19 protein-coding genes are annotated in these 19725 nt (G+C 72.4%); 9 read left to right on the forward strand and 10 right to left on the reverse strand.

The features are described 5' to 3' along the window. The 4 genes from tatB to sigE form a co-directional block, all read right to left on the reverse strand. Positions 1-552, reverse strand: a complete 552-nt coding sequence (tatB, locus tag VGN18_RS04555; RefSeq protein ID WP_327538458.1) for a Sec-independent protein translocase protein TatB — start codon at positions 550-552, stop codon at positions 1-3. Positions 553-571: 19 nt separating this feature from the next. Continuing rightward, on the reverse strand, positions 572-2236 hold the full coding sequence (locus VGN18_RS04560) for a trypsin-like peptidase domain-containing protein (RefSeq protein WP_327538459.1): 1665 nt from the start codon (positions 2234-2236) through the stop codon (positions 572-574). 111 nt (positions 2237-2347) lie between these two features. After that, positions 2348-2872, reverse strand: coding sequence for a hypothetical protein (locus tag VGN18_RS04565; protein ID WP_327538460.1), 525 nt, complete (start codon positions 2870-2872; stop codon positions 2348-2350). Next, positions 2872-3453 (reverse strand): RNA polymerase sigma factor SigE, encoded by a 582-nt coding sequence (gene sigE / locus VGN18_RS04570; protein WP_327538461.1) that lies wholly within the window; start codon positions 3451-3453, stop codon positions 2872-2874. The genes VGN18_RS04565 and sigE overlap by 1 nt, the downstream gene beginning before the upstream one ends. Positions 3454-3629: 176 nt before the next feature. Here sigE and VGN18_RS04575 point away from each other — a divergent pair, with 176 nt between their 5' ends. Genes VGN18_RS04575 through VGN18_RS04600 form a run of 6 tightly spaced genes read left to right on the forward strand, consistent with a single transcriptional unit; the run spans position 3630 to position 9107 of the window. Continuing rightward, positions 3630-4991 (forward strand): pyridoxal phosphate-dependent decarboxylase family protein, encoded by a 1362-nt coding sequence (locus VGN18_RS04575; RefSeq protein WP_327538462.1) that lies wholly within the window; start codon positions 3630-3632, stop codon positions 4989-4991. A 43-nt stretch (positions 4992-5034) separates the two neighbouring features. Then, complete coding sequence (locus tag VGN18_RS04580) at positions 5035-5673, forward strand: O-methyltransferase (RefSeq protein ID WP_327538463.1); 639 nt, start codon at positions 5035-5037, stop codon at positions 5671-5673. Positions 5674-5684: 11 nt separating this feature from the next. After that, positions 5685-5963, forward strand: coding sequence for a DUF4031 domain-containing protein (locus tag VGN18_RS04585; RefSeq protein ID WP_327538464.1), 279 nt, complete (start codon positions 5685-5687; stop codon positions 5961-5963). 9 nt (positions 5964-5972) lie between these two features. Next, positions 5973-6953 carry a 2-phospho-L-lactate transferase gene (gene cofD / locus VGN18_RS04590; RefSeq protein WP_327538465.1) on the forward strand — a complete coding sequence of 327 codons (981 nt, stop codon included), beginning with the start codon at positions 5973-5975 and terminating at the stop codon, positions 6951-6953. Next, positions 6950-8299: a coenzyme F420-0:L-glutamate ligase gene (locus VGN18_RS04595; RefSeq protein ID WP_327538466.1), complete on the forward strand. Its 1350-nt coding sequence runs from the start codon at positions 6950-6952 to the stop codon at positions 8297-8299. Before cofD ends, VGN18_RS04595 begins: the two co-directional genes overlap by 4 nt. Then, entirely contained in the window at positions 8292-9107 is an 816-nt protein-coding gene (locus VGN18_RS04600) for a serine hydrolase domain-containing protein (RefSeq protein ID WP_327538467.1), read from the forward strand. Before VGN18_RS04595 ends, VGN18_RS04600 begins: the two co-directional genes overlap by 8 nt. A gap of 80 nt (positions 9108-9187) precedes the next feature. Here VGN18_RS04600 and VGN18_RS04605 read toward each other — a convergent pair whose 3' ends face one another. The 4 genes from VGN18_RS04605 to VGN18_RS04620 form a co-directional block, all read right to left on the reverse strand. Next, positions 9188-10108 (reverse strand): hypothetical protein, encoded by a 921-nt coding sequence (locus tag VGN18_RS04605; RefSeq protein ID WP_327538468.1) that lies wholly within the window; start codon positions 10106-10108, stop codon positions 9188-9190. 70 nt (positions 10109-10178) lie between these two features. Next, complete coding sequence (locus tag VGN18_RS04610) at positions 10179-11249, reverse strand: NDP-sugar synthase (RefSeq protein WP_327538469.1); 1071 nt, start codon at positions 11247-11249, stop codon at positions 10179-10181. Between the two features lie 52 nt (positions 11250-11301). Next, complete coding sequence (locus VGN18_RS04615) at positions 11302-12582, reverse strand: SpoIID/LytB domain-containing protein (RefSeq protein WP_327538470.1); 1281 nt, start codon at positions 12580-12582, stop codon at positions 11302-11304. 100 nt (positions 12583-12682) lie between these two features. Beyond that, on the reverse strand, positions 12683-13936 hold the full coding sequence (locus tag VGN18_RS04620) for a SpoIID/LytB domain-containing protein (RefSeq protein WP_327538471.1): 1254 nt from the start codon (positions 13934-13936) through the stop codon (positions 12683-12685). 179 nt (positions 13937-14115) lie between these two features. Here VGN18_RS04620 and VGN18_RS04625 point away from each other — a divergent pair, with 179 nt between their 5' ends. The 3 genes from VGN18_RS04625 (at position 14116) to VGN18_RS04635 (ending at position 17644) form a co-directional block, all read left to right on the forward strand. Continuing rightward, the gene (locus tag VGN18_RS04625; protein WP_327538472.1) at positions 14116-15591 is read left to right on the forward strand and encodes an LCP family protein; all 1476 of its coding nucleotides are present in this window, start codon (positions 14116-14118) and stop codon (positions 15589-15591) included. A gap of 96 nt (positions 15592-15687) precedes the next feature. Continuing rightward, the gene (locus tag VGN18_RS04630) at positions 15688-16917 is read left to right on the forward strand and encodes an LCP family protein (protein WP_327538473.1); all 1230 of its coding nucleotides are present in this window, start codon (positions 15688-15690) and stop codon (positions 16915-16917) included. Between the two features lie 16 nt (positions 16918-16933). After that, entirely contained in the window at positions 16934-17644 is a 711-nt protein-coding gene (locus tag VGN18_RS04635; protein WP_327538474.1) for a TIGR03089 family protein, read from the forward strand. 9 nt (positions 17645-17653) lie between these two features. On the opposite strand, the gene VGN18_RS04640 is transcribed toward VGN18_RS04635, so the two are convergent. Both VGN18_RS04640 and VGN18_RS04645 read right to left on the reverse strand, forming a co-directional pair. After that, positions 17654-18151 carry a hypothetical protein gene (locus VGN18_RS04640; RefSeq protein ID WP_327538475.1) on the reverse strand — a complete coding sequence of 166 codons (498 nt, stop codon included), beginning with the start codon at positions 18149-18151 and terminating at the stop codon, positions 17654-17656. Between the two features lie 219 nt (positions 18152-18370). Next, a complete protein-coding gene (locus VGN18_RS04645) occupies positions 18371-19534 on the reverse strand; it encodes an acyl-CoA dehydrogenase (protein ID WP_327538476.1) in 1164 nt (387 codons plus the stop codon). Positions 19535-19725: the final 191 nt, after the last annotated feature.

A 19725-nucleotide genomic window follows, 5' to 3' on the forward strand; every position in this document is an offset into this window, starting at 1 on the left:
CTAGGTCGCGTCGGCATCGTAGGGCGTTGCCGGTGGCGGCGGCGCCGCCGGACGCGGGCGGGGACGGGGTCGCTCGCCCGGCGCCCGCGGCGCGGGCGGTGACGCCGCAGCCGGCGGCGACATCGGTTGCGAGACCGGCTTCGTCATCGTGACCGGCGAGTCGACCGGGCCCGCGCCGTTCGGGCTGTGACGCCCCCGGATCTCGTCCCCCACATCGCGCATGACCGTGCGCGGGTCGGCCGCCTTGAGGTCCTCGTCGCCGAAGATCGCGTCGCGGACGGCGGTGCGCGGATTGAGCTTGCTCAGGTTGAAGTCCTCGCCGAGGACGGCCCGGCTCACCACCGTGCGCGGATTCAGGTTGCGCAGGTCGACGTCGGCGAACTCGGGGCCGAGCTCGTCGCGCAGTTGCTGCCGGGCGCCGGTCGCGAGCTCGCGCAGGGTGCGGATCAGCTGGGCGGCCTCGCGGGCCAGCCCGGGCAGTCGATCGGGTCCGAGTACGACGAGGCCGACGATGGCGAGCACCATCAGTTCCATCGGCCCGATGTTGAACATCTGTGCCCTTCCGCGCGCCTCAGCCCAGCGTCACCGTAGTGGTGACCTTGTCGGCCGAGTTCTTACGGTAGTACGTCACCTGGATGCGGTCGCCCGGGTTGTGCGCCTGCGCGATCACGATGATCTCGTCGAAGGTGTGGATCACCTTGCCGTCGGCGGCCACGATGACGTCGCCCTGGTGCAGCCCGGCCTTGGCCGCCGGGCCGCCGGGCGAGATCTGCACGATGTACCCGCCGACCTGCACCCCGGCCAGCGCCGTCTTGCCCTGGGCGCCGAACGAGCCGTGCACCGCCTTGCCGGTGTGGATCAGCTGCAGCGCGACCTCGCGGGCGGCGTTGATCGGGATCGCGTAGCCGATGCCGGTCGTCGCGCTCTGCGACCCGCTGGGCCCGGTGCTGCCGAGCGCCGCGGCCGAGTTGATGCCGATGACCGCGCCGCTCGAGTTGACGAGCGCACCGCCGGAGTTGCCCGGGTTGATCGGCGCATCGGTCTGTATGGCGTCGAGGTAGGCGTCGGACGAGCCGTCGTCGGAGTAGACGTGCACCGGACGGTCGAGGGCCGACACGATGCCGGAGGTGACCGTGCCCTGCAGCCCGAGGGGCGAGCCGATCGCGATGACCGGGTCGCCGACCGCGACGTCGGAGGAGTTGCCGAGCTGGGCCACCGTCAGCTGGTCGTTGGTCACCTTGATGACGGCGAGGTCGCTGACGGAGTCGCGCCCCACGATCGTCGCCGCGGCGGTGGCCTCGTTGCTGAAGGTGACGACGATGCTGGCGCCCTTGACCCCGACGGCGCCGGAGATCACGTGGTTGTTGGTGAGGACGTCGCCGTCGGAGTCGATGACGACGCCGGAACCGATCGCGAACTCGTCGGGCGTCTTCACCGCGATCGAGACGACGGCCGGGCCGACCCGCTTCGCGATGCCGGCGACCGAGGTGGCCGGACGCGAGGTCGGCGTCTTCACCTGGGCGATCGAAACGTCGGGACGGTGCAGGGCGTCGGTCACGTGCTCGGTCAGGTACCAGCCGACCCCGCCGCCGATGAGCCCGGCGACGAGCGCGATGACCAGTGTCAGCGCGAGCGTCGGCAGCCCGAACCGGCCGCGGCGCACGTTGTCCGGCGGCTCGAGATCCTCGTCCCCGGTCTCGTCGAGCGGCTCGTCGTCGAGCGCCGTCTCGGAATCCTGGTCGGGTTCGACCTGGGCCGGCGCGCCCCCGCTGAACACGGCGCCACGGCCGAGCCAGAACGGCGAGGACGGGTCACGCCACGGGTCGCGCGGGGCGTCGGACTTCCACCAGGGCGACTCGGCGGGTGGACCGGCCGGTCGGATGCGGGTGCCCGGTTCGGGGTCGAAGCCGCCCTGCGCCTGCGGGGTGGCCCCGAAGGAGTCGGAGAAGAACTTGGGCACCGGCGGGTTGTAGCTCAGCCGCGGCGCGATCCGCTCACCCGGGGCGGGGGCGAACGCGGCATCGGGGGCGGGGCGACCGAACACGGCCTGGTCGGCCGGCGAGACGGTCGGCGGCGGCGGGTTGTAGACCGGGCTCGGCGGTCGCGGCGCGAAGCCACCGTCGACGCCGTCCGGCCGGGCGTACTCCCGGGCCTCCGGAGCGGCGTGCCGCGCGTCGGTCGAGGGGTCGGCCGGACGGTCGGGGTGCCCGACACCGTCCCGATCGCCCTCGTTCACGTCACTCCTCGCCGTCCGCCGATGCATCGAGTCTGCCTCAGCCCGGCGGCCCGGTGCGAGCCGGCCGCGAGGCATGCATCAGCGATTCGCAGCATCGGGCGGCTCGGGCGGTCAGCGGTTGGTGTTGCGGAACACGCCGACCTGGGTGATGACCGGGCCGTCGTCGAGAGGACCGGGGACGCCGGTGCGGACCGTGCTGCCGCTGCCGGGCTGGGCCGGGGTGGCCACCCGCTGGGCCACCGAACCCGCGGTCAGCGCGCCCGCGAGGGCGACGACGGCCGCGGTGGTGACGATGGGGCGGGTGCGGTGCGACGGGCGCGGCGAAGGGGAAGGGACGAACGCCGCCACCGGGGCGAAGGTGGCCAGCATCGTCGAGCCGTCGGGCGCGAGCACGGTCGGCAGGGTGGTGATCTCGGTGGTCTGCGGGACCGTGCGCAGCCGGTCGAGCAGGCTGGTGGGCAGGGGCGGCGCCGCGGCCGCGCGGAGGGCCCAGACCGCCTCGCGCTGCACCTTCACCGCATGCGCGCACTCGGCGCAGGCGGCGGTGTGCCGGCCGGCGCGATCGCGCGCATGACCCGACAGGACGCCGTCGGCGAATGCCGCGACCGCCTCGTCGGAGAGGTGCTGGGAGCCCACTACGCCGATGCCTCGCTCAGATCGCGCTCGACACCGGGCTCGGCCGGGCGCAGCCCCGGGGCCCGGTGGGCCAGCGCCTCGCGCAGCAGGACGCGGCCACGGTGGATGCGGGAGCGGACGGTGCCGACCTTGATGCCGAGGGTGGCCGCGATCTCCTCGTAGGAGAGCTGCTCGAGGTCGCACAGCACCACGGCGACGCGGAAGTCCGGCGGCAGCGCGTCGAGCGCGGCCTGGATCTCGGGGTCGAGGTGCATCTCGTCGTAGGTCTGCTCCGGGCCGGGGTCGGCCCCGGCGAGGCGGTCACCGGCGTCCTCGGGCAGCGCGTCGAAGCGGATGCGCTGCCGGCGGCGGACCATGTCGAGGAAGAGGTTGGTGGTGATGCGGTGCAGCCAGCCCTCGAAGGTGCCGGGCTTGTACTCGGCGAGCGAGCGGAACACCCGCACGAAGGTCTCCTGGGTGAGGTCCTCGGCGTCGGCCCGGTTGCCGGACAGCCGGTAGGCCAGTCGGTAGACCCGATCGGCGTGCTCGCGCACCACCTCGTCCCAGCTGGGCGGAACCCAGACCGGACTCTCGATCGTCATGCCGTCGCCTCACTCTCGCACCGGCCGGACGCCGTCAGACGCCCGCTCCGGTTCGAGAAAACCAGAGAAACCTGTATGCCAGCTAAACGCAAGGACCGAGCCGGACGTTCCCGCCCGGAGCGAGAATCCCGGGCGCGGCGCGGGGCCCGCAAGGCGGCGACGTACGCTCATGCGCCGTGCACCGTTTCACGCCCGACGACGAGAAGACCACGCGGACGCTGGCGGACTTCTGCCTCAACCGTCTTGCCATGCAGGCGCCGATCGACCGGCCCCGCACCCCCGAGGAGCTCGAGGACACCGCGGGGGCGACCGTGACCCCCAAGGGCATCGGCTCGGGCGAAGCCCTGCGGGTCTGGCGCGACATCCTCGGCCCGGCCTGCCTGTCCGTCGACCACCCGCGCTACCTGTCCTTCATCCCGAGCGCGCCGACCAAGGCCGCGGCCGGGTTCGACATGCTCGTCGGCGCCACGTCGATGTACTCCGGCTCCTGGCTCGAGGGCTCCGGCGCCGTCTACGCCGAGAACCAGGCGCTGCGCTGGCTGGCCGACCTCGCCGGGCTGCCCCACGAGTCGGGCGGCGCGTTCGTGCAGGGCGGCACCATCGGGAACCTGTCGGCGCTCGTCGCGGCCCGCGAGTCGGCGCTGCACAAGCGCGGCGGCAAGCGGCCGCGCCGCTGGTCGGTGTGCATCACCGAGGAGTCGCACTCCTCGATCAAGCACGCCGTCCGCATCGTCATGGACGCCGACCTGATCGAGGTCCCGCGCGACGAGCGCGGCCGGATGGTCGGCTCGGCCCTGCGCGAGACGGTCGAGGCGCTGCCCGCGGACGTCCGCGACGGCATCTTCGCCGTGGTCGCGACGGCGGGCACGACGAACCTCGGCATCGTCGACGACATCGCCGGCGTGGCCGAGGTGACGCAGGAGCACGGCTGGTGGCTGCACGTCGACGGCGCCTACGGCGGCGCCGGGCTGGCCGCGCCGAGCGTGCGGCACCTCTTCGACGGCGTCGAGCACGCCGACTCGTTCATCGTCGATCCGCACAAGTGGCTGTTCGCGCCGTTCGACTGCTGCGCGCTGATCTACCGCGACCCGGTGCAGGCCCGAGTCGCGCACACCCAGCACGCCAGCTACCTGGACGCGGTCAACGTCGAGGGCGAGTGGAACCCGTCGGACTTCGCGATCCAGCTCACCCGCCGAGCCCGCGGCCTGCCGTTCTGGTTCTCCCTCGCCGTGCACGGCACCGACGCCTACGTCGAGGCGATCGAGCAGACGCTGGCGGTCACGCGCGCCGGCAAGGAACTCATCGACTCCCGCGACCACGTGCGCCTGCTCGTCGAGCCCGACCTCAGCGTGCTGGTGTTCGAGCGCATCGGCTGGGACGCCGACCAGTACGCCCGCTGGAGCAGCCGGATCCTCGACGAGCAGATCGGCTTCGTCACCCCTACGAAGCACGCCGGCGAGGTCTGCACCCGCTTCGCGATCGTCAACCCGCTGACCACCATCGACGACCTGACCCTGCTGATCGACTCGATGCACTGAGTGGCGGCCCGGTTCTGAGCCGGCGCGGCGATAGGCTCCGGCCATGGCCGACGCGATGCTCTCCGTAGCCAGCCTGTCCTACGCCGAGTCGTTCGTGGCCGAGGACGACATCACCGCCCGCGCGCGCGAGCGCGGTGCGGAGTTCGGCTGCACCCCGATCGGACCCGCCGGTGGCGCCGCCCTGCGCGTGCTGGCCGCCGCCACCGGCGCCCGCAGCGTCGTCGAGGTCGGCACAGGTGCGGGGGTGTCGGGTCTGTACCTGCTCGGCGGCATGGCCGCCGACGGCGTGCTGACCACCATCGACGTCGAGGGCGAGCACCAGCGCGCGGCCAAGGAGGCGTTCACCGAGTCCGGCATCGCCCCCGGCCGGTTCCGGCTCATCAACGGCTCGGCCGCCGAGGTGCTGCCCCGCCTGCGCGACGCCGCCTACGACCTCGTGTTCGTCGACGCCGACAAGACCGCCTACGCGGTCTACTACGAGCAGGCGCTGCGGTTGCTGCGCCCCGGCGGGATCGTCGCGTTCGACAACGCCCTGTGGCACGACCGGGTCGCCGACGCCGCCCAGCGCGACCCCGAGACCTCGGTGATCCGCGACCTCGGCAAGGCGGTGCGCGACGACGACCGGCTGATCTCGGCGCTGCTGCCGGTCGGCGACGGGTTGCTGGTGGCCGCCCGGCGCTAGGTTCGGACGCGATGGCCTGCTACGTCGACACCGTGCGCTCGTACCCGAGTGCCGGGCTGCGGTTCACCGAGTTCTGCCACCTGCTCGCCGACACCCGCGACGAGCTGCACGAGATGGCCGACCTCATCGGCATGCCGCGCCGCTTCTTCCAGGACCATCCGTGGCGCTGGCACTACGACCTGCCCGAGCACGTGCGGGTGATCGCGGTCGAGCTCGGCGCGGTCGAGGTGACCTTGCACGACGTGGGCGCGCTGTTGAAGCGTCGGAAGACCGAAATCGGTATCGCGTAGGTTCGACGCGTGCGGATTGCAGTCCTGGCCGGTGGCATCGGCGGCGCCCGTTTCCTGCGTGGAGTCCGGGCCGCGTGCCCCGACGACGACGTGACCGCGGTGGTGAACACCGGCGACGACGTCACCCTGCACGGGCTGCGCATCTGCCCCGATCTCGACAGCGTCATGTACACCCTCGGCGGGGCCCACGACTCGGAGCGCGGGTGGGGCCGCAAGGACGAGACCTGGCGGATCAAGGAGGAGCTGACCGTCTACGGCGCGCAGCCCACCTGGTTCAGCCTGGGCGACCTCGACATCGCCACCCACCTCGTCCGCACCCGCATGCTCGAGGCCGGCTACCCGCTCAGCGACGTCACCGCCGCGCTGTGCCGGCGCTGGCAGCCCGGCGTCCGGTTGCTGCCGATGAGCGACGAGCGCTGCGAGACGCACGTGGTGGTCGACCTGCCCGACGAGGACGACGAGGGCAACCCCGGTACCGGCCCGGCGAAGCGCCGGGCGATCCACTTCCAGGAATGGTGGGTGCGGCACCGCGCGGCGCTGCCGGCCCAGGCGTTCGTCCAGGTCGGCGTCGACGACGCGACGCCCGCGCCCGGTGTGGTCGAGGCGATCACCGCGGCCGATGTCGTGCTCGTCGCGCCGAGCAACCCGGTCGTGTCGATCGGGACGATCCTCGGCGTGGCCGGCATCCGCGAGGCGCTGGCCGCGGGGCCGGCGCCGGTGATCGGGGTTTCCCCCATCGTCGGCGGCGCCCCGGTGCGGGGCATGGCCGACGCCTGCCTGCCGGTGCTCGGGGTCGAGGTGAGCGCCGAGGGCGTGGGCCGGCACTACGGCGGGCGGGCCGACGGCGGCCTGCTCGACGGTTGGCTGGTGCACGACACCGACGCCGCGTCGGTGCCCGGCGTCGAGGTGCGCGCCGTGCCGCTGATGATGACCGACGACGACGCGACGGCCGCGATGGTGAAGGCCGCGCTGGAGCTGGCCCACCTATGACGATCGACGGCGACCACGCGGTCCCGCGGCTGGAGATCCTGCCCGTCCTCGGCATCGGCGAGCTGCGCCCGGGCGACGACCTCGCCGCGGTGATCGGCGCGCACGCCGAGTTGCAGGACGGCGACGTCCTCGTGGTGACGTCCAAGATCGTGTCGAAGGTCGAGGGCCGCCTCGTCGTCCTCGACACCGACGACCCGGACGCGCGCGAGGCCGCCCGCCAGGCCGCGATCGACGCCGAGACGGTGCGCGTCGTCGCCCGGCGCGGCCCGCTGCGCATCGTGCAGACCCGGCACGGGCTGGTGATGGCCGCGGCCGGGGTCGACGCCTCGAACGTCGCGCGGTCCGAGCTCGCGCTGCTGCCGATCGACCCCGACTCCTCGGCCCAGCTGATCCGCGACGGCCTGCGCGAGCAGTTCGGCGTCGAGGTCGGCGTGGTCATCACCGACACCATGGGCCGGCCGTGGCGCGAGGGCCTGACCGACGCCGCGATCGGCGTGGCCGGGCTTACCGCGGTCACCGACCCGCGCGGGCGGGCCGACGTCTACGGCAACCTGCTGGGCGTGACCCGGGTCGCGATCGCCGACGAGATCGCGGCGGCGGGCGACCTGGTGAAGGGCAAGCTCGCCGGCATCCCGGTCGCCGTCGTGCGAGGCCTCGCTCCCGACGGGAAGCTGCCCGACGACGGGCACGGCAGCCGCCAGCTCATCCGCGGCGCCGACGACGACCTGTTCCGGCTCGGCACGGCCGAGGCGATCGCGACCGGTCGCGAGGACGTCGGCTGGGCCGGCGGCGCGGCGCCCGGCCTGCACCTCGACGCCACCGCCGTCATCACCGCGATGGCCCCGGACGACACCCAGGACGCCGCGGTGCGCCAGGGCTTCCTCGGCTTCCTCGCCGCGCGTCCCGACGCCATGTGGCGCTCGTGCACGCCGGGCCACCTGACCGCGAGCGCGCTGGTCGTCGACCCCTCGCGCGAGGCGGTGCTGCTCACCCTGCACCCGCGCGCCGGCATGTGGGTGCAGGTCGGCGGCCACTGCGAGCCGGGTGACCACAGCGTCCTCGACGCCGCCGCCCGCGAGGCCCGCGAGGAGAGCGGCATCGGCGCGCTGTCCTTCGATCCCGTGCCGCTCGGCCTCGACATCCACCCGATCACCTGCTCGCTCGGCGTCCCGACCCGGCACTTCGACGTCCGGTTCCTCGCCATCGCCCCGTCCGGCGCCGAGCCGGTGCGCAGCGAGGAGTCGCTGGATCTCCGCTGGTTCTGGTGGGACGAGCTGCCGCCCGGTTCGTCGCCGGAGCTGCCCCGGCTCGTCGCGGCGGCGCGGGACCGCCTCGGTCATGGCTGAACCGCTCGACGCCGTCGCCGACTGGCCGGTCGACACCGCCGCGGCCGCGATCGTCGGCCCGGCGGGCATCGTCGCCACCCACGGCCCCCTCGATCATGCGTTCCCGCTCGCCTCGGTGACCAAGCCGCTGGCCGCGCTCGCCGTCCTCGTGGCGGTCGAGGAGGAGGCGGTCTCGCTCGACGACCCGGCCGACGAGGAGCTGCTGCCCGGCGCGACGTTGCGGCACCTGCTCGCGCACGCATCGGGGATGGCGCCGGAGAAGCCGATGCGCTCGTTCCCGCCGGCCGTGCGCCGCGTCTACTCCAACGCCGGCATCGAGCGGGCGGCATGGCTCGTCGAGCAGGCGGCCGGCATGCCGTTCGCCGACTACCTGCGCGAGGCCGTGCTCGACCCGCTCTCGCTGGACGGCACGTCGCTGCCGGGCTCGCCCGCGCGCGACGGCGTCTCGACCGTCACCGACCTCGCCCGCGTCGCGCAGGAGCTGCTGTCGTCGACCGGGCTGCTGAGCGCGCCGACGCTGGCCGACCTGCGCACCGTCCAGTTCCCGGGCCTGCGCGGCGTGCTGCCCGGCTTCGGCGGCCGGGACCCGAACGACTGGGGGCTTGGCTTCGAGGTCCGCGGCACGAAGTCGCCGCACTGGACCGGCAGCACGAACTCGCCCGAGACCTACGGCCACTTCGGGCAGAGCGGCACGCTGATCTGGATCGACCCGGTCGCCCGCCTCGGCCTCGTCGCCCTCACCGACCGCGACTTCGGCGACTGGGCCAAGCAGGCCTGGCCGGCCCTGGCCGACGCCGTCCTCGCGTAGGCCCGGAGAACGCTCTTGTCCGCCCGTGTGGCTGTGATCTGCGCGGACATCACAGCCACACGAGCGGACAAGAGCCTCAGTCAGATGGCGCGGATGTCGGTGTAGTTGAACCGGGGGCCGAAGCGCGGGGCGGCGATGCCGGTGCGCTCGATCAGGCGCATGACCCGCTGCCGCTGACCGGCCCACGGGGCGAGCAGGTCGAGCATCTCCTCGTCGGTACCGCGGGCGCGTCCGGTGAGCAGGTGCACCACCATGTTGGGCAGGTGGTAGTCGCCGACACTGACGGCGTCGGGGTGGCCGAGGGCGCGTTGCACCGTCTCGGCGGCGGTCCACAGCCCGATGCCCGGGATCACCTGCAGCCGGGCCATCGCGGCGTCGTGCGTCATCGCGACGCACTCCTCGAGCCGGTTCGCCACCGCCGCGGCCGCGCGGATCGCACGCTGCCGCTTGCCGTCGACACCGAAGCGGTGCCACTCCCAGGTCGGCAGGTCGAGCAGGACGCGGGGCGGCGGGGGCACCCGCATGCCCTCGGCCGGGCCCGGGGCCGGTTCCCCGTAGCGCTGCAGCATGAGCCGCCACGACCGTCGCGCCTCGTTGCCGGTGACCTTCTGCTCCAGCACGGCCGGCACGAGCGCGTCGAGGACGAGGCGGGTGCGGGCCAGCCGCAGACCGCCGGCGGCGCGGTGCACCCGGTGCAGCACCGGCACCGACGAGACGTCGAGCCCGGACCAGTCGTCGCCCTCGCCCAGCAGTTCGGGCAGGCCGTCCAGCAGCCAGGCCGCGCCCAGGCCCCAGGCGTGCGCCTCGACGACGCTGCCGCCGCGCACCCCGAGCGCCAGTGTGCCGGCGCCGTCAGGCGTCAGGCAGGCCCGCCAGAAGCGGCCGGCGGCGTCGAGGCGGTGGGCGGGATCGCCGGTGCCGCGGCGCAACGGGCCGAGTGTGGCGCGCAGGTCGACGGGGCGTCCGGCGTCCCAGACGCGCTCGAGCCCCGCTGCACTCATCCGCTTGCTCTTGCTCCGCTCGGTTCGGCCGGGAGACGGCTGGGCGCACGGCTCGCTCCGCACGCGTCGCTCACAGATCCGACGAGAACCGGATCGCGCCGTCGGCGAGCGTGACGTCGGGCCAGACGCGTGCGCCGGACCGCAGCTCCAGGCGGGCGCCGAGATCGGCGCGGTCGCCGATGACGGAGTCCTCGACCACGGTGCCCTCACCGATCGAGGCCCCGGCGCCGACGATCGAGCGGCGCACGACCGCCCCCGCGGCGATCCGGGCGCCGTCGAAGACGACCGAGCCGTCGACCACGGCGTCGGCCCCGACGATCGCGCCGCGGCCGATGGTGGTGCCGCCCGACAGCCTCGCCGACGGGTCGACCTCCGCGCCGTCCAGAACGAGCGACTCCCCCGGCGCGGCGACGGCCGGCGACGGCGCGATGCCGCGCACCAGATCGGCCGAACCCGCCACGAAGTCGGCCGGCGTGCCGAAGTCACGCCAGTAGCCCTCGCGCACGTGGCCGTAGACGTAGGCGCCGGAGGCGAGGACGTCGGGGAACGTCTCGCGCTCGACCGACACCGGGCGTCCGGTCGGGATGGTGTCGATGATCTCGCGGCGGAAGACGTAGAGCCCGGCGTTGATCTGGTCGGTGACCGGGTTGGGGTCCTTCTCGAGGAAGGCGGTCACGCGCCCCTCGTCGTCGGTCGGGACGCAGCCGAACGCCCGCGGATCGTCGACCCGCGTCAGGCACAGAGTCACGTCGGCGTTGCGCCGCTTGTGCTCGGCGACGAGCTCGACGAGGTCGACCCCGACCAGGTTGTCACCGTTGAACACCAGCACGGTGTCGCCCCGCAACGCGTCGGCGACGTTGCGGATGCCCCCGCCGGTGCCCAGCGGCTCGGTCTCGACGACGTACTCGAGCTCGACACCGAGCTCCGAACCGTCACCGAAGTGCTCCTCGAAGACCTCGGCCTGGAACGAGGTGCCCAGCACGATGTGCGTGATGCCGGCCGCGCGCAGCCGGCTGATGACGTGGGTCAGGAACGGCACGCCGGCGGTGGGCAGCATCGGCTTGGGGGCCGAGAGGGTCAGCGGCCGCAGCCGCGTACCCAGCCCGCCCACCAGAATGACCGCGTCGGTGCCTGTCACCATCGCCCCCTTCGACTCGCCCGAGAGCCTTTCACACGGGACGGACACCCGCCGGTCAACCCCGCGAGACGGTGAACCAGGTCGTGCCGAGACCGAAGACGTCCTCGAAGCGGCTCACCGATACCGGCACGACCCGGGTGACGCCGGCGGCGTCGCGGCCGACGACGTACCCGGCGCGCCTAGACGCGTCGACGACGACGTGCCCGCCCCAGGCGCCATGCCCGTCCCGATGCGCGACGGCGATGCGGGTCAGCGTCTTCAGCCCGAAGTACCGGGCGATCGAGGCCCGGGACACCGTCGTCGTCCGCAGCAGGTACGGATCACCCGACGCCGCGTTGTCGTACGGGTCGACCCGGGCCATCAGGTAGCGCAGGCCGCCGGCGACGGTCCAGCCGCCGTTCGACGCGCTGAACTGGGCCAGGATCGGGGCGCCGCGGTAGGTGAGCACCTGGTGGGCCGTGGCCCGGGCCGCCTCGGGGAAGTCGGTCCACGCCAGCCGGTGGGTGCGGTCGTAGTGCGCGTGCCCGCCGTAGACCTGGCACATGGACGTGGCGCAGATGTCGTAGGCGGCCCGGCCCGAGTGCAGCATCTCGTACAGCGCGTAGGTGCGGGCGGCGACGGCCTGGGCGTAGACGGCCTGGGCGGACCAGGCCGCCGGCATCTCCCGCGGCACCACGCCGGCGGTGTAGCGGTCGAGGCCGACGCGGTTGACCGTGAACACCCCGCCGCCGGAGCGCCGGACGGCCCGCAGCGTCCCGTAGTAGAGGGTGCTCGAGCCGTCGGGCGCGCACAACCGGGTCGGGAACCCGTCGGCACGGTGGAACTCGGCGCCGTCGGCCAGGTGGGTGCGCACCGTCGTCCACGTCGAGCCCGGCCCCGCGGCGAGCCGCTGAAGGGTGAGCCCGACGGCACCGGCCGCCACGAGGCGGTACAGCCGCAGCCCGCGGTAGGGCAGCAATCCGCGGACGCCGGTGACGACGAGGTACGGGTCCGCCGACACCGTCGTCGTCGGGCCGAACCCGCTCAACTTCACCCGCAGGACTCGATCGGCGACGGTCGCCAGACGCGTGCCCGGGTAGTAGAAGGCGACGATCTGACGGTAGGTGCGCCCGGCGAGGGCGGCGCCGCGCGCGCCGTACTGGCTCATCCCGTGGCCGTGGCCGTTGCCCCGGCTCTGCACCCGCACGGCGACGTCGGCGGGCGCCAGGGTGACGATCTCGGCCCGCGCCGGGGCGGCGACGAATGCCGGGACGGCCGCGGTGGCGGCCAGGGAGAGGCCGACGGCCACGCGGCGCAGTCGGTGGGAGGTCGAGGCGGGGGTGGTGGATCGGAGCATGAGACGAACTTTCGAGATCAGCCCCGCCGAAGACTCCCGCGCGGATCAGCTTACGGGGCCGTCCGGTCGCCCGGCCAGCCCCGCAACCCGGTGAAGATCGCTACGCGACGACCTGCAGCCAGCTCGTGTGCATGCCGAACGCCGCGCTGAGCCCGGCCCCCGTCGTCGACACGACCACGGTCTGGCCGGCTGCGGTCACGCCACGGACCTGCGCCGTCAACACCCGGCCGCCCCATGTGCCGTGACCGTCGCGCTGGGTGATGGCGATGCCGGTCAGCTCGGCCAGACCGAAGTAGCGCGCGACCGACGGCGTCGCCGGCTTCATCGTGTAGAGCGTCCAGGGGTTGCGCGCGGAGCGCGACGTGTCGTACGGGTCCGCGTGCGCCGACAGGTAGGGCTTGTTGCCGTCGACGATCCAGCCGCCGTTCGAGCCGTCGAACTGGGCGAAGATCGGCAGGCCCTGGAAGTAGAGGACCTGGTTCCAGTCGCCCCGCACGGCGTCCGGGTTGTCCCGGCCGATGAGCACGCCCCGGGCGTCGAGCACGAGGTGGCCCTTGTAGACCTGGCAGTGATTGGTGTCGCAGATGTCCCACTGTGCCGTGCTCGGGTGCACGATCGCGTACCGCCCGTAGGTGCGGGCGGCGACGGCCTGCGCCTGGGTCGCGGCGTGGGCCCACGCCGCGGGCATCTCGCGGGCGGCGACACCGGCGGTGTAGGCGTCGAGCGTGAGGGTGTTGACGATGCGGACCCCGCCGCCGGCCCCGGTCGGGTTCACCCGATAGGCCCGCAGGGTGCCGTAGTAGTAGTTGCTCGCGCCGGTGGGCGAGTAGAGACGCGTCACGTAGTGGGCGCCCCGGTAGAACCACGCGCCGTCGCGCAGCCCGGGCCGGTAGTCGCGCCAGGTCGCGCCGGCGGTCGAGCGCAACTGCTGCAGCGTCAGGCCCGTGGCGGCGTCGGCGACGAGCCGGTAGCGCCGCACCCCCGTCGTAGGCAGGTAGCCCTTGACGCCCGAGACCGTGAGACGCCCCTCGGCCGCGACCTCGGGCGCCGTGCCGTGCCCGGAGATCTTGACCCGGATCCAGCTCGGCCGGAGCGTCGTCAGGGTGGCGTGGGGGTAGTAGAAGGACAGGATCTGGCGGTAGGTGCGGCCCAGGCCGGCGGCGCCGCGCGCGCCGTACTGGCTCATGCCGCGGCCGTGACCGGTGCCCTTGGCGTAGACGGTGACGCTCCCGGTGGGCGAGACCGCGGTGAAGGTCGTGATGGCCGCCCCGGCCGGGACCGAAGCGATTTCCACAGCGGTGACGACCGTCGCGACGGTCATGAGGGCAGGCAGCAGTGCGCGCCGAACGAGCATGAGGGTGATCCGATCCCTGAATTGCCCGGTGGTTAACCGGAATTTCACATGAGCGTAGGGAAGTTGATCTCATCCGTCCATTCGGCCCCGGGGTCCCGTGCGTACCGGTTCGGGACCGCACGGACGAACCACCGCCCGCCTGACCGGTTCGGTCGGACCCGCCGGTTAGCCTCGTCTCGATGTCAGTCGATCCGGGTGGTTACCGACCTGCGACCGCGCTGCCCGCCGGCCTCCCCCACGGCGTGCGGGTGGGGGCGCGGGCCTTCGCCGCGTCGCTGTCGTTGCTGATCATCGTGGCCAGTGGCCTCGCGTGGGTGACGTTCAAGAACTTCACCGCGAGCGTCCCCCACGGCGACAAGGTGCCCGCGCTCGTCAGCGGCGAGACCGATCCCGACGGCAGCGCCACCAACATCCTGCTGATCGGCAACGACACCCGGGCGGGCGCGACCCGGGCCGAGTTGAACGCGCTGCACACCGGCCACGACACCACGACCGTCAACGCCGACACGATGATGGTCATGCACGTGCCGGCCGATGGTTCCCGGCCGACCCTCGTGTCCTTCCCGCGCGACTCGTGGGTGACGATCCCCGGCTACGGCAAGGGCAAGATCAACGCGGCCTATCCGAGCGCGTACAACACCGCCCGCGACGCCCACAAGAACGAGAAGGAAGCCGAGAGCGCCGGCATCATCGAGACGATCCGCACGATCCACGCGCTGACGGGTCTGCACATCGACCACTACATGCAGGTCAACCTGCTCGGCTTCTACCGCATCAGCGAGGCGATCGGCGGGGTGACCGTGTGCCTCAAGGCGGCGCAGAACGCGACGACCGATGCCGACGCCTACGGCCACGGGTACTCGGGCATCAACCTGCCCAAGGGGGTGTCGGTCATCAAGGGCGCGCAGGCCCTGGCGTTCGTTCGCCAGCGGCACGGCTTGCCGCAGGGCGACCTCGACCGCATCAAACGGCAGCAGTACTTCCTCAAGGCGGCGTTCTCGAAGGTCACCTCGGCCGGCACGCTGCTCAACCCGTTCAAGATGCGCGACCTGCTCCGGGCCGTCGGCCAGTCGTTGCTCACCGACCCCGACCTCGACCTGCTGTCCCTCGCCCAGCAGTTGCAGTCGCTGACGAGCGGCAAGATCGATTTCGCGACGATCCCCAACAACGGCCCGAAGCTCATCTACCCCGACGGTGTCGAGACCTCGATCGTCGAGGTCGACACCGCGGCCGTCCCGGCGTTCGTCAGCCACCTGTCCGGCAAGTCGGACTCCGCCCTGAAGCAGGCGAAGGCAGCGGCCCCGTCGACCGTGACCGTCGACGTGCTCAACGGCAACGGCACCGCCAAGGTCGGCAGCCGCAACGCCGACGCGCTGAAGCGCCTGGGTTTCCGGATCAACACGATCGACTCGACGGCCACCACCGCGGCCACGACCGTGGAGTACCCGAGCGGCAAGGAGGCCGCGGCCAAGGCGGTGCTGGCCGCCGTCCCCCGGGCGAAAGCCGTCGAAACGCCCAGCGTGTCCCGCGTGACCCTCGTGATCGGCACCAACAGCGTCATGGTGACGGGCGTCGCGACGCCGGTCACGAGCCGCCCCGCCGTCCCCGGTTCGACGCCGCCGAAACCCGCCGGCGGCCTAGGCTGCATCGACTGAACGACCGGCGCTACCCGGCTGGACTGATCGACTCACCGCTCCCGTCGGACGCCCGATCAGTCGGTTAACAGAGCCCGTACTTGTACTCTCGATGGGGTGTCCGACTCCCTGCCTCCCCACCTGGATCCGCGCGGCCGTCGCCGGGCCCAGGGCCGGGCCCGCTCGCGGGGCAACGTGGCCCGCCCGATCGGCCGGGTCGTCGGCGCGGCGCTGTCCGCCGGGCTGCTCGTCCTCGCCGGCTATACCTGGTCGACCTTCCGCAACATCGACAGCGGTGTCACGCGCCTGCAGGTGTCGGTCGGCTCGAAGCCCACCTCGGCGCCGCAGCACTACAACACCCAGGACCAGAACATCCTGCTCGTCGGCAACGACGACCGCACCAACATGACGCCGGCCGAGCGCTCCGCCCTGCGGGTCGGCAACGAGACGGGCAGCAAGGCCACCGACACGATGATGATCGTGCACATCCCGGCGAACGGCAGCAAGGCCACGCTCATCTCGCTGCCGCGCGACTCGTACGTCGACATCCCCGGCTTCGGCAAGAACAAGCTCAACGCGGCCTACGTCTTCGGCTACGGGCAGCCGAAGGACGGCGCCACGATCGACCAGCGCCGCTCGGCCGGCGCCAACCTGTTGATCCAGACGATCAGCAACCTGACCGGGCTGACCATCGATCACTACATCCAGGTGAGCCTGCTCGGGTTCTACGAGATCAGCAATGCGATCGGCGGCGTCCCGATCACTCTGTGCGCCGATGTCGACGACACCTACGCGCACAACCAGCAGACCGGCGTCGGCGGCGGCTCGGGCTTCAAGATGACCAAGGGTCGCCACGTGATCCAGGGCGTGCAGGCGCTGGAGTTCGTGCGCCAGCGGCACAACTTCCCGGGCGATCGCGAGGACCTCGACCGCGTGCGCCGCCAGCAGTACTTCCTCACCGCCGCGTTCCGCCAGGTGGCCTCCGTGGGCATCCTGTTCAAGCTCAAGGCGCTCGGCGACGCCGTCAAGCGCAACATCTACCTGGATCCGGGTCTGAACCTGATCGACCTCGCGCACCAGATGGAGAACCTCAGCGCGAACAACATCTCCGGCCGGACGATCCCGACGACGAACGCCACGTCGCCCGGCGGGCTCAGCATCCTGGCCGTCAATCCGGCCCAGGTGCGGCGGTTCATTGACAGCGTGATCAACCCGCCGTCCGCGTCGTCGTCATCGTCGACCGCGGCGAAGCCGTCGACCAGCGCCAAACCGTCGACCAGCGCCCCGGCGTCGGGCTCGGCGTCGAGCTCGGCCCCGGACGCGATCGACTCCAAGTGCATCTACTGATGCCGTCCGCACCGCGGTGACCCCGGAACAGCGTTTCGCGGAGCTCCTCGCCGCCGGCGCATCGTTGCCGTTCGTCACCTATTACGACGAGGCGAGCGGTGAGCGGTCGGAGCTCTCGGCCAAGTCGCTCGCGAACTGGGTGGCGAAGACCCATCACCTGCTCGGCGACGAGCTCGGGCTCGGCGTCGGCGATACGGCGCTGGTCGCACTGCCCGCGCACTGGATCTCGGTGCCGGCGATCCTCGGCTGCCTCACCGCCGGGTTGCATGTGGTGAGCGAGGGCGATGCGGACGTCGCGTTCGTGGCCCCGGCGACCCTGGACGGCACCGCCTCGATCCCCGACGTCTTCGTGATCGCGCCCGACTCGGCCGCGGTCGGCTTCCGGGGCGCCCCCCCGGGCGACGCGCAGGACTACGTGGCGGCCGTCCGGCCCCAGGCCGACAAGTGGGCCGGGGTTCAGCTCCGCGGCACCGGCGCCGACGCGGGGGTGGCGGCCCGTTCCCGCGCCGAGGTCGACGCGGTCGCCCTCGCGCGGGCGGCCGAGTTCGGGCTCACGGCGGGCGGGCGACTGCTCACGACCCGCGACTGGTCCTCGAGCGCCGACTGGATCGACGCCGTCCTCGCCCCGCTCGCCGTCGGTGGCTCGGTGGTGATCGTGCGCAACGCCTCCGACGACGAGCTGATCGAGCGGCGGATGCAGCAGGAGCGGGCGACCGCCCGGATCTGAGGCCCGGGCTCAGCCGTCGGCAGCGACCTGCATGTGACCGAAGATCTCGCGCCACGGGCGGATCGACCGCCGCATCGTGGCGAGGTCGGCGACGGCCAGGCCGAGACCGGCCAGGGCGGTGGCGCCGCCCGCGACCCCGCCGACGACGGAGGACACGCCGCCTGCAGCGGCGGCCGGGCCGGGCGACTGCACCCGGCGCTGGGCGTCGGCCCGGGCGGCCTCGAGGGCGGCGAGCTGGCGGTCGCTGAACTTCGGCGAGAGCGACGCCCCGATGCCGACGATCGAGAACTTGCGACCCGACACCGTCAGGAACATCGTCGACAGCTTGCTGAACTTCGCCGACACCTCGCCGGTCGGCACGTCGAACACCATCTCCGTGGCGGTCCACATCCGCAGCCGGCCGTCGACGAGTTGCAGGACCACCGGCACCGTCTTGCGGCCGTTGATCGGACTCCGGCGCCAGTAGACGCCGCTGGTGAAGGAGATCGTGTCGGGGGCGGCGTCCATGACCCGAGACCCTACGTGATCTTTCGTCCAGTTTGCGACGAAGCCCGGGAGGGCACAGCCGACTACGCGATCGACGAGTAGGGACGCCGGCGGTCATGTCCGCCCGCCGCGCGCCCTTGATCATCTCGCTCGGAGCAGGCCCACAGACCTGGTGCGGGCGAGTTGATCAACGTGGGCGATCCGCCGCGGTTGATCGAGAGGGCCTGCCGGTGAGCCCCGCTACTTGAGCAGGTTGCGGGCCATCACCATGCGGTTGATCTGGTTCGTGCCCTCGTAGATCTGGGTGATCTTCGCGTCGCGCATCATCCGCTCGACCGGGAAGTCGCGGGTGTAGCCGGCGCCGCCGAAGAGCTGCACGGCATCGGTGGTCACCGACATCGCGGTGTCGGAGGCGAAGACCTTCGCGGCGGACGACGTGAACGTCAGGTTCGGCTCGTGGCGCTGGGCGCGACCGGCAGCGGCGTAGACGAGGTGACGCGCGGCCTCGATGCGCATCGCCATGTCGGCGACCATGAACTGGATGCCCTGGAAGTCGCTGATGCGCCGGCCGAACTGCTTGCGCTCCTTGATGTAGGCGACGGAGGCATCGAGCGCACCCTGCGCGATGCCGAGCGCCTGCGCGCCGATGGCCAGGCGCGTGTGGTCGAGGGTGCGCAGCGCGGTCTTGAAGCCGGTGCCGGGCTCGCCGATGATCCGGTCGGCCGGGATGGTGCAGTTCTCGAAGTAGATCTCGCAGGTCGGGCTGCCCTTGATGCCGAGCTTGCGCTCCTTGGCGCCGACCGAGAAGCCCGGGTCGTCCTTGTGCACGACGAAGGCCGAGATGCCGTTGGCGCCCTTCTCCGGATCGGTGACGGCCATGACCGTGTACCAGGACGAGACGCCGGCGTTGGTGATCCAGCACTTGGTGCCGTTCAGCACCCAGGTGTCACCGTCGCGGACGGCCTTGGTGCGCATCGACGCGGCGTCCGAGCCCGCCTCGCGCTCGGACAGCGCATAGCTGATCATCGCCTCGCCCGACGCGATGCTCGGGAGCACCTGCTGCTTCAGCTCCTCCGAGCCGGACAGGATGATCGGCTGCGAGCCGAGCTTGTTGACCGCCGGGATCAGCGAGGACGACGCGCAGGCGCGGGCAACCTCCTCGATGACGATGCAGGCCGAGATGTCGTCGGCGCCCATGCCGCCGTACTGCTCGTCGATGTGCACGGCCTGGAAGCCGGCCCGCACGAGCGCGTCGAGCACGTCGTGCGGGAACTCGGCGGTCTCGTCGACCTCGGCTGCGCGCGGCGCGATCTTGTCGTCGGCGAGCTGGCGGACCGCCTTGCGCAGGAGCTGCTGCTCCTCGCTGAGCATGTACTGGTCGAACGTCGTCTCAGAGGCACCCATGCACTCGATAGTAGGACGCCCTAGTAGTTTCCGCCGAGCCCGCGGGCGCAGTTCACACCCGACCGCTCGCCACCAGCGCCTGCATCGGGACGGCCGTCGCGTCCCCGTCCCGGAACTGCGACGTCAGCTCCCCTACCGTGTCCGGTCAACGGGCGCGGCTGGACCGACGCGCAGTTGGCCGGCTGGCTCGG

This window comes from Jatrophihabitans sp. (assembly GCF_036000465.1).
Classification (GTDB): Bacteria; Actinomycetota; Actinomycetes; order Mycobacteriales; family Jatrophihabitantaceae; genus Jatrophihabitans.

Excerpts from the sequence above, each read along its gene's own strand:
- tatB (WP_327538458.1), bottom strand. The coding sequence starts at position 552 with ATGTTCAACATCGGGCCGATGGAACTGATGGTGCTCGCCATCGTCGGC.
- sigE (WP_327538461.1), bottom strand. The coding sequence starts at position 3,453 with ATGACGATCGAGAGTCCGGTCTGGGTTCCGCCCAGCTGGGACGAGGTG.
- VGN18_RS04580 (WP_327538463.1), top strand. The coding sequence starts at position 5,035 with ATGGCCGACGCGATGCTCTCCGTAGCCAGCCTGTCCTACGCCGAGTCG.
- VGN18_RS04585 (WP_327538464.1), top strand. The coding sequence starts at position 5,685 with ATGGCCTGCTACGTCGACACCGTGCGCTCGTACCCGAGTGCCGGGCTG.
- VGN18_RS04595 (WP_327538466.1), top strand. The coding sequence starts at position 6,950 with ATGACGATCGACGGCGACCACGCGGTCCCGCGGCTGGAGATCCTGCCC.
- VGN18_RS04600 (WP_327538467.1), top strand. The coding sequence starts at position 8,292 with ATGGCTGAACCGCTCGACGCCGTCGCCGACTGGCCGGTCGACACCGCC.
- VGN18_RS04605 (WP_327538468.1), bottom strand. The coding sequence starts at position 10,108 with ATGAGTGCAGCGGGGCTCGAGCGCGTCTGGGACGCCGGACGCCCCGTC.
- VGN18_RS04610 (WP_327538469.1), bottom strand. The coding sequence starts at position 11,249 with ATGGTGACAGGCACCGACGCGGTCATTCTGGTGGGCGGGCTGGGTACG.
- VGN18_RS04615 (WP_327538470.1), bottom strand. The coding sequence starts at position 12,582 with ATGCTCCGATCCACCACCCCCGCCTCGACCTCCCACCGACTGCGCCGC.
- VGN18_RS04620 (WP_327538471.1), bottom strand. The coding sequence starts at position 13,936 with ATGCTCGTTCGGCGCGCACTGCTGCCTGCCCTCATGACCGTCGCGACG.
- VGN18_RS04625 (WP_327538472.1), top strand. The coding sequence starts at position 14,116 with ATGTCAGTCGATCCGGGTGGTTACCGACCTGCGACCGCGCTGCCCGCC.
- VGN18_RS04640 (WP_327538475.1), bottom strand. The coding sequence starts at position 18,151 with ATGGACGCCGCCCCCGACACGATCTCCTTCACCAGCGGCGTCTACTGG.
- VGN18_RS04645 (WP_327538476.1), bottom strand. The coding sequence starts at position 19,534 with ATGGGTGCCTCTGAGACGACGTTCGACCAGTACATGCTCAGCGAGGAG.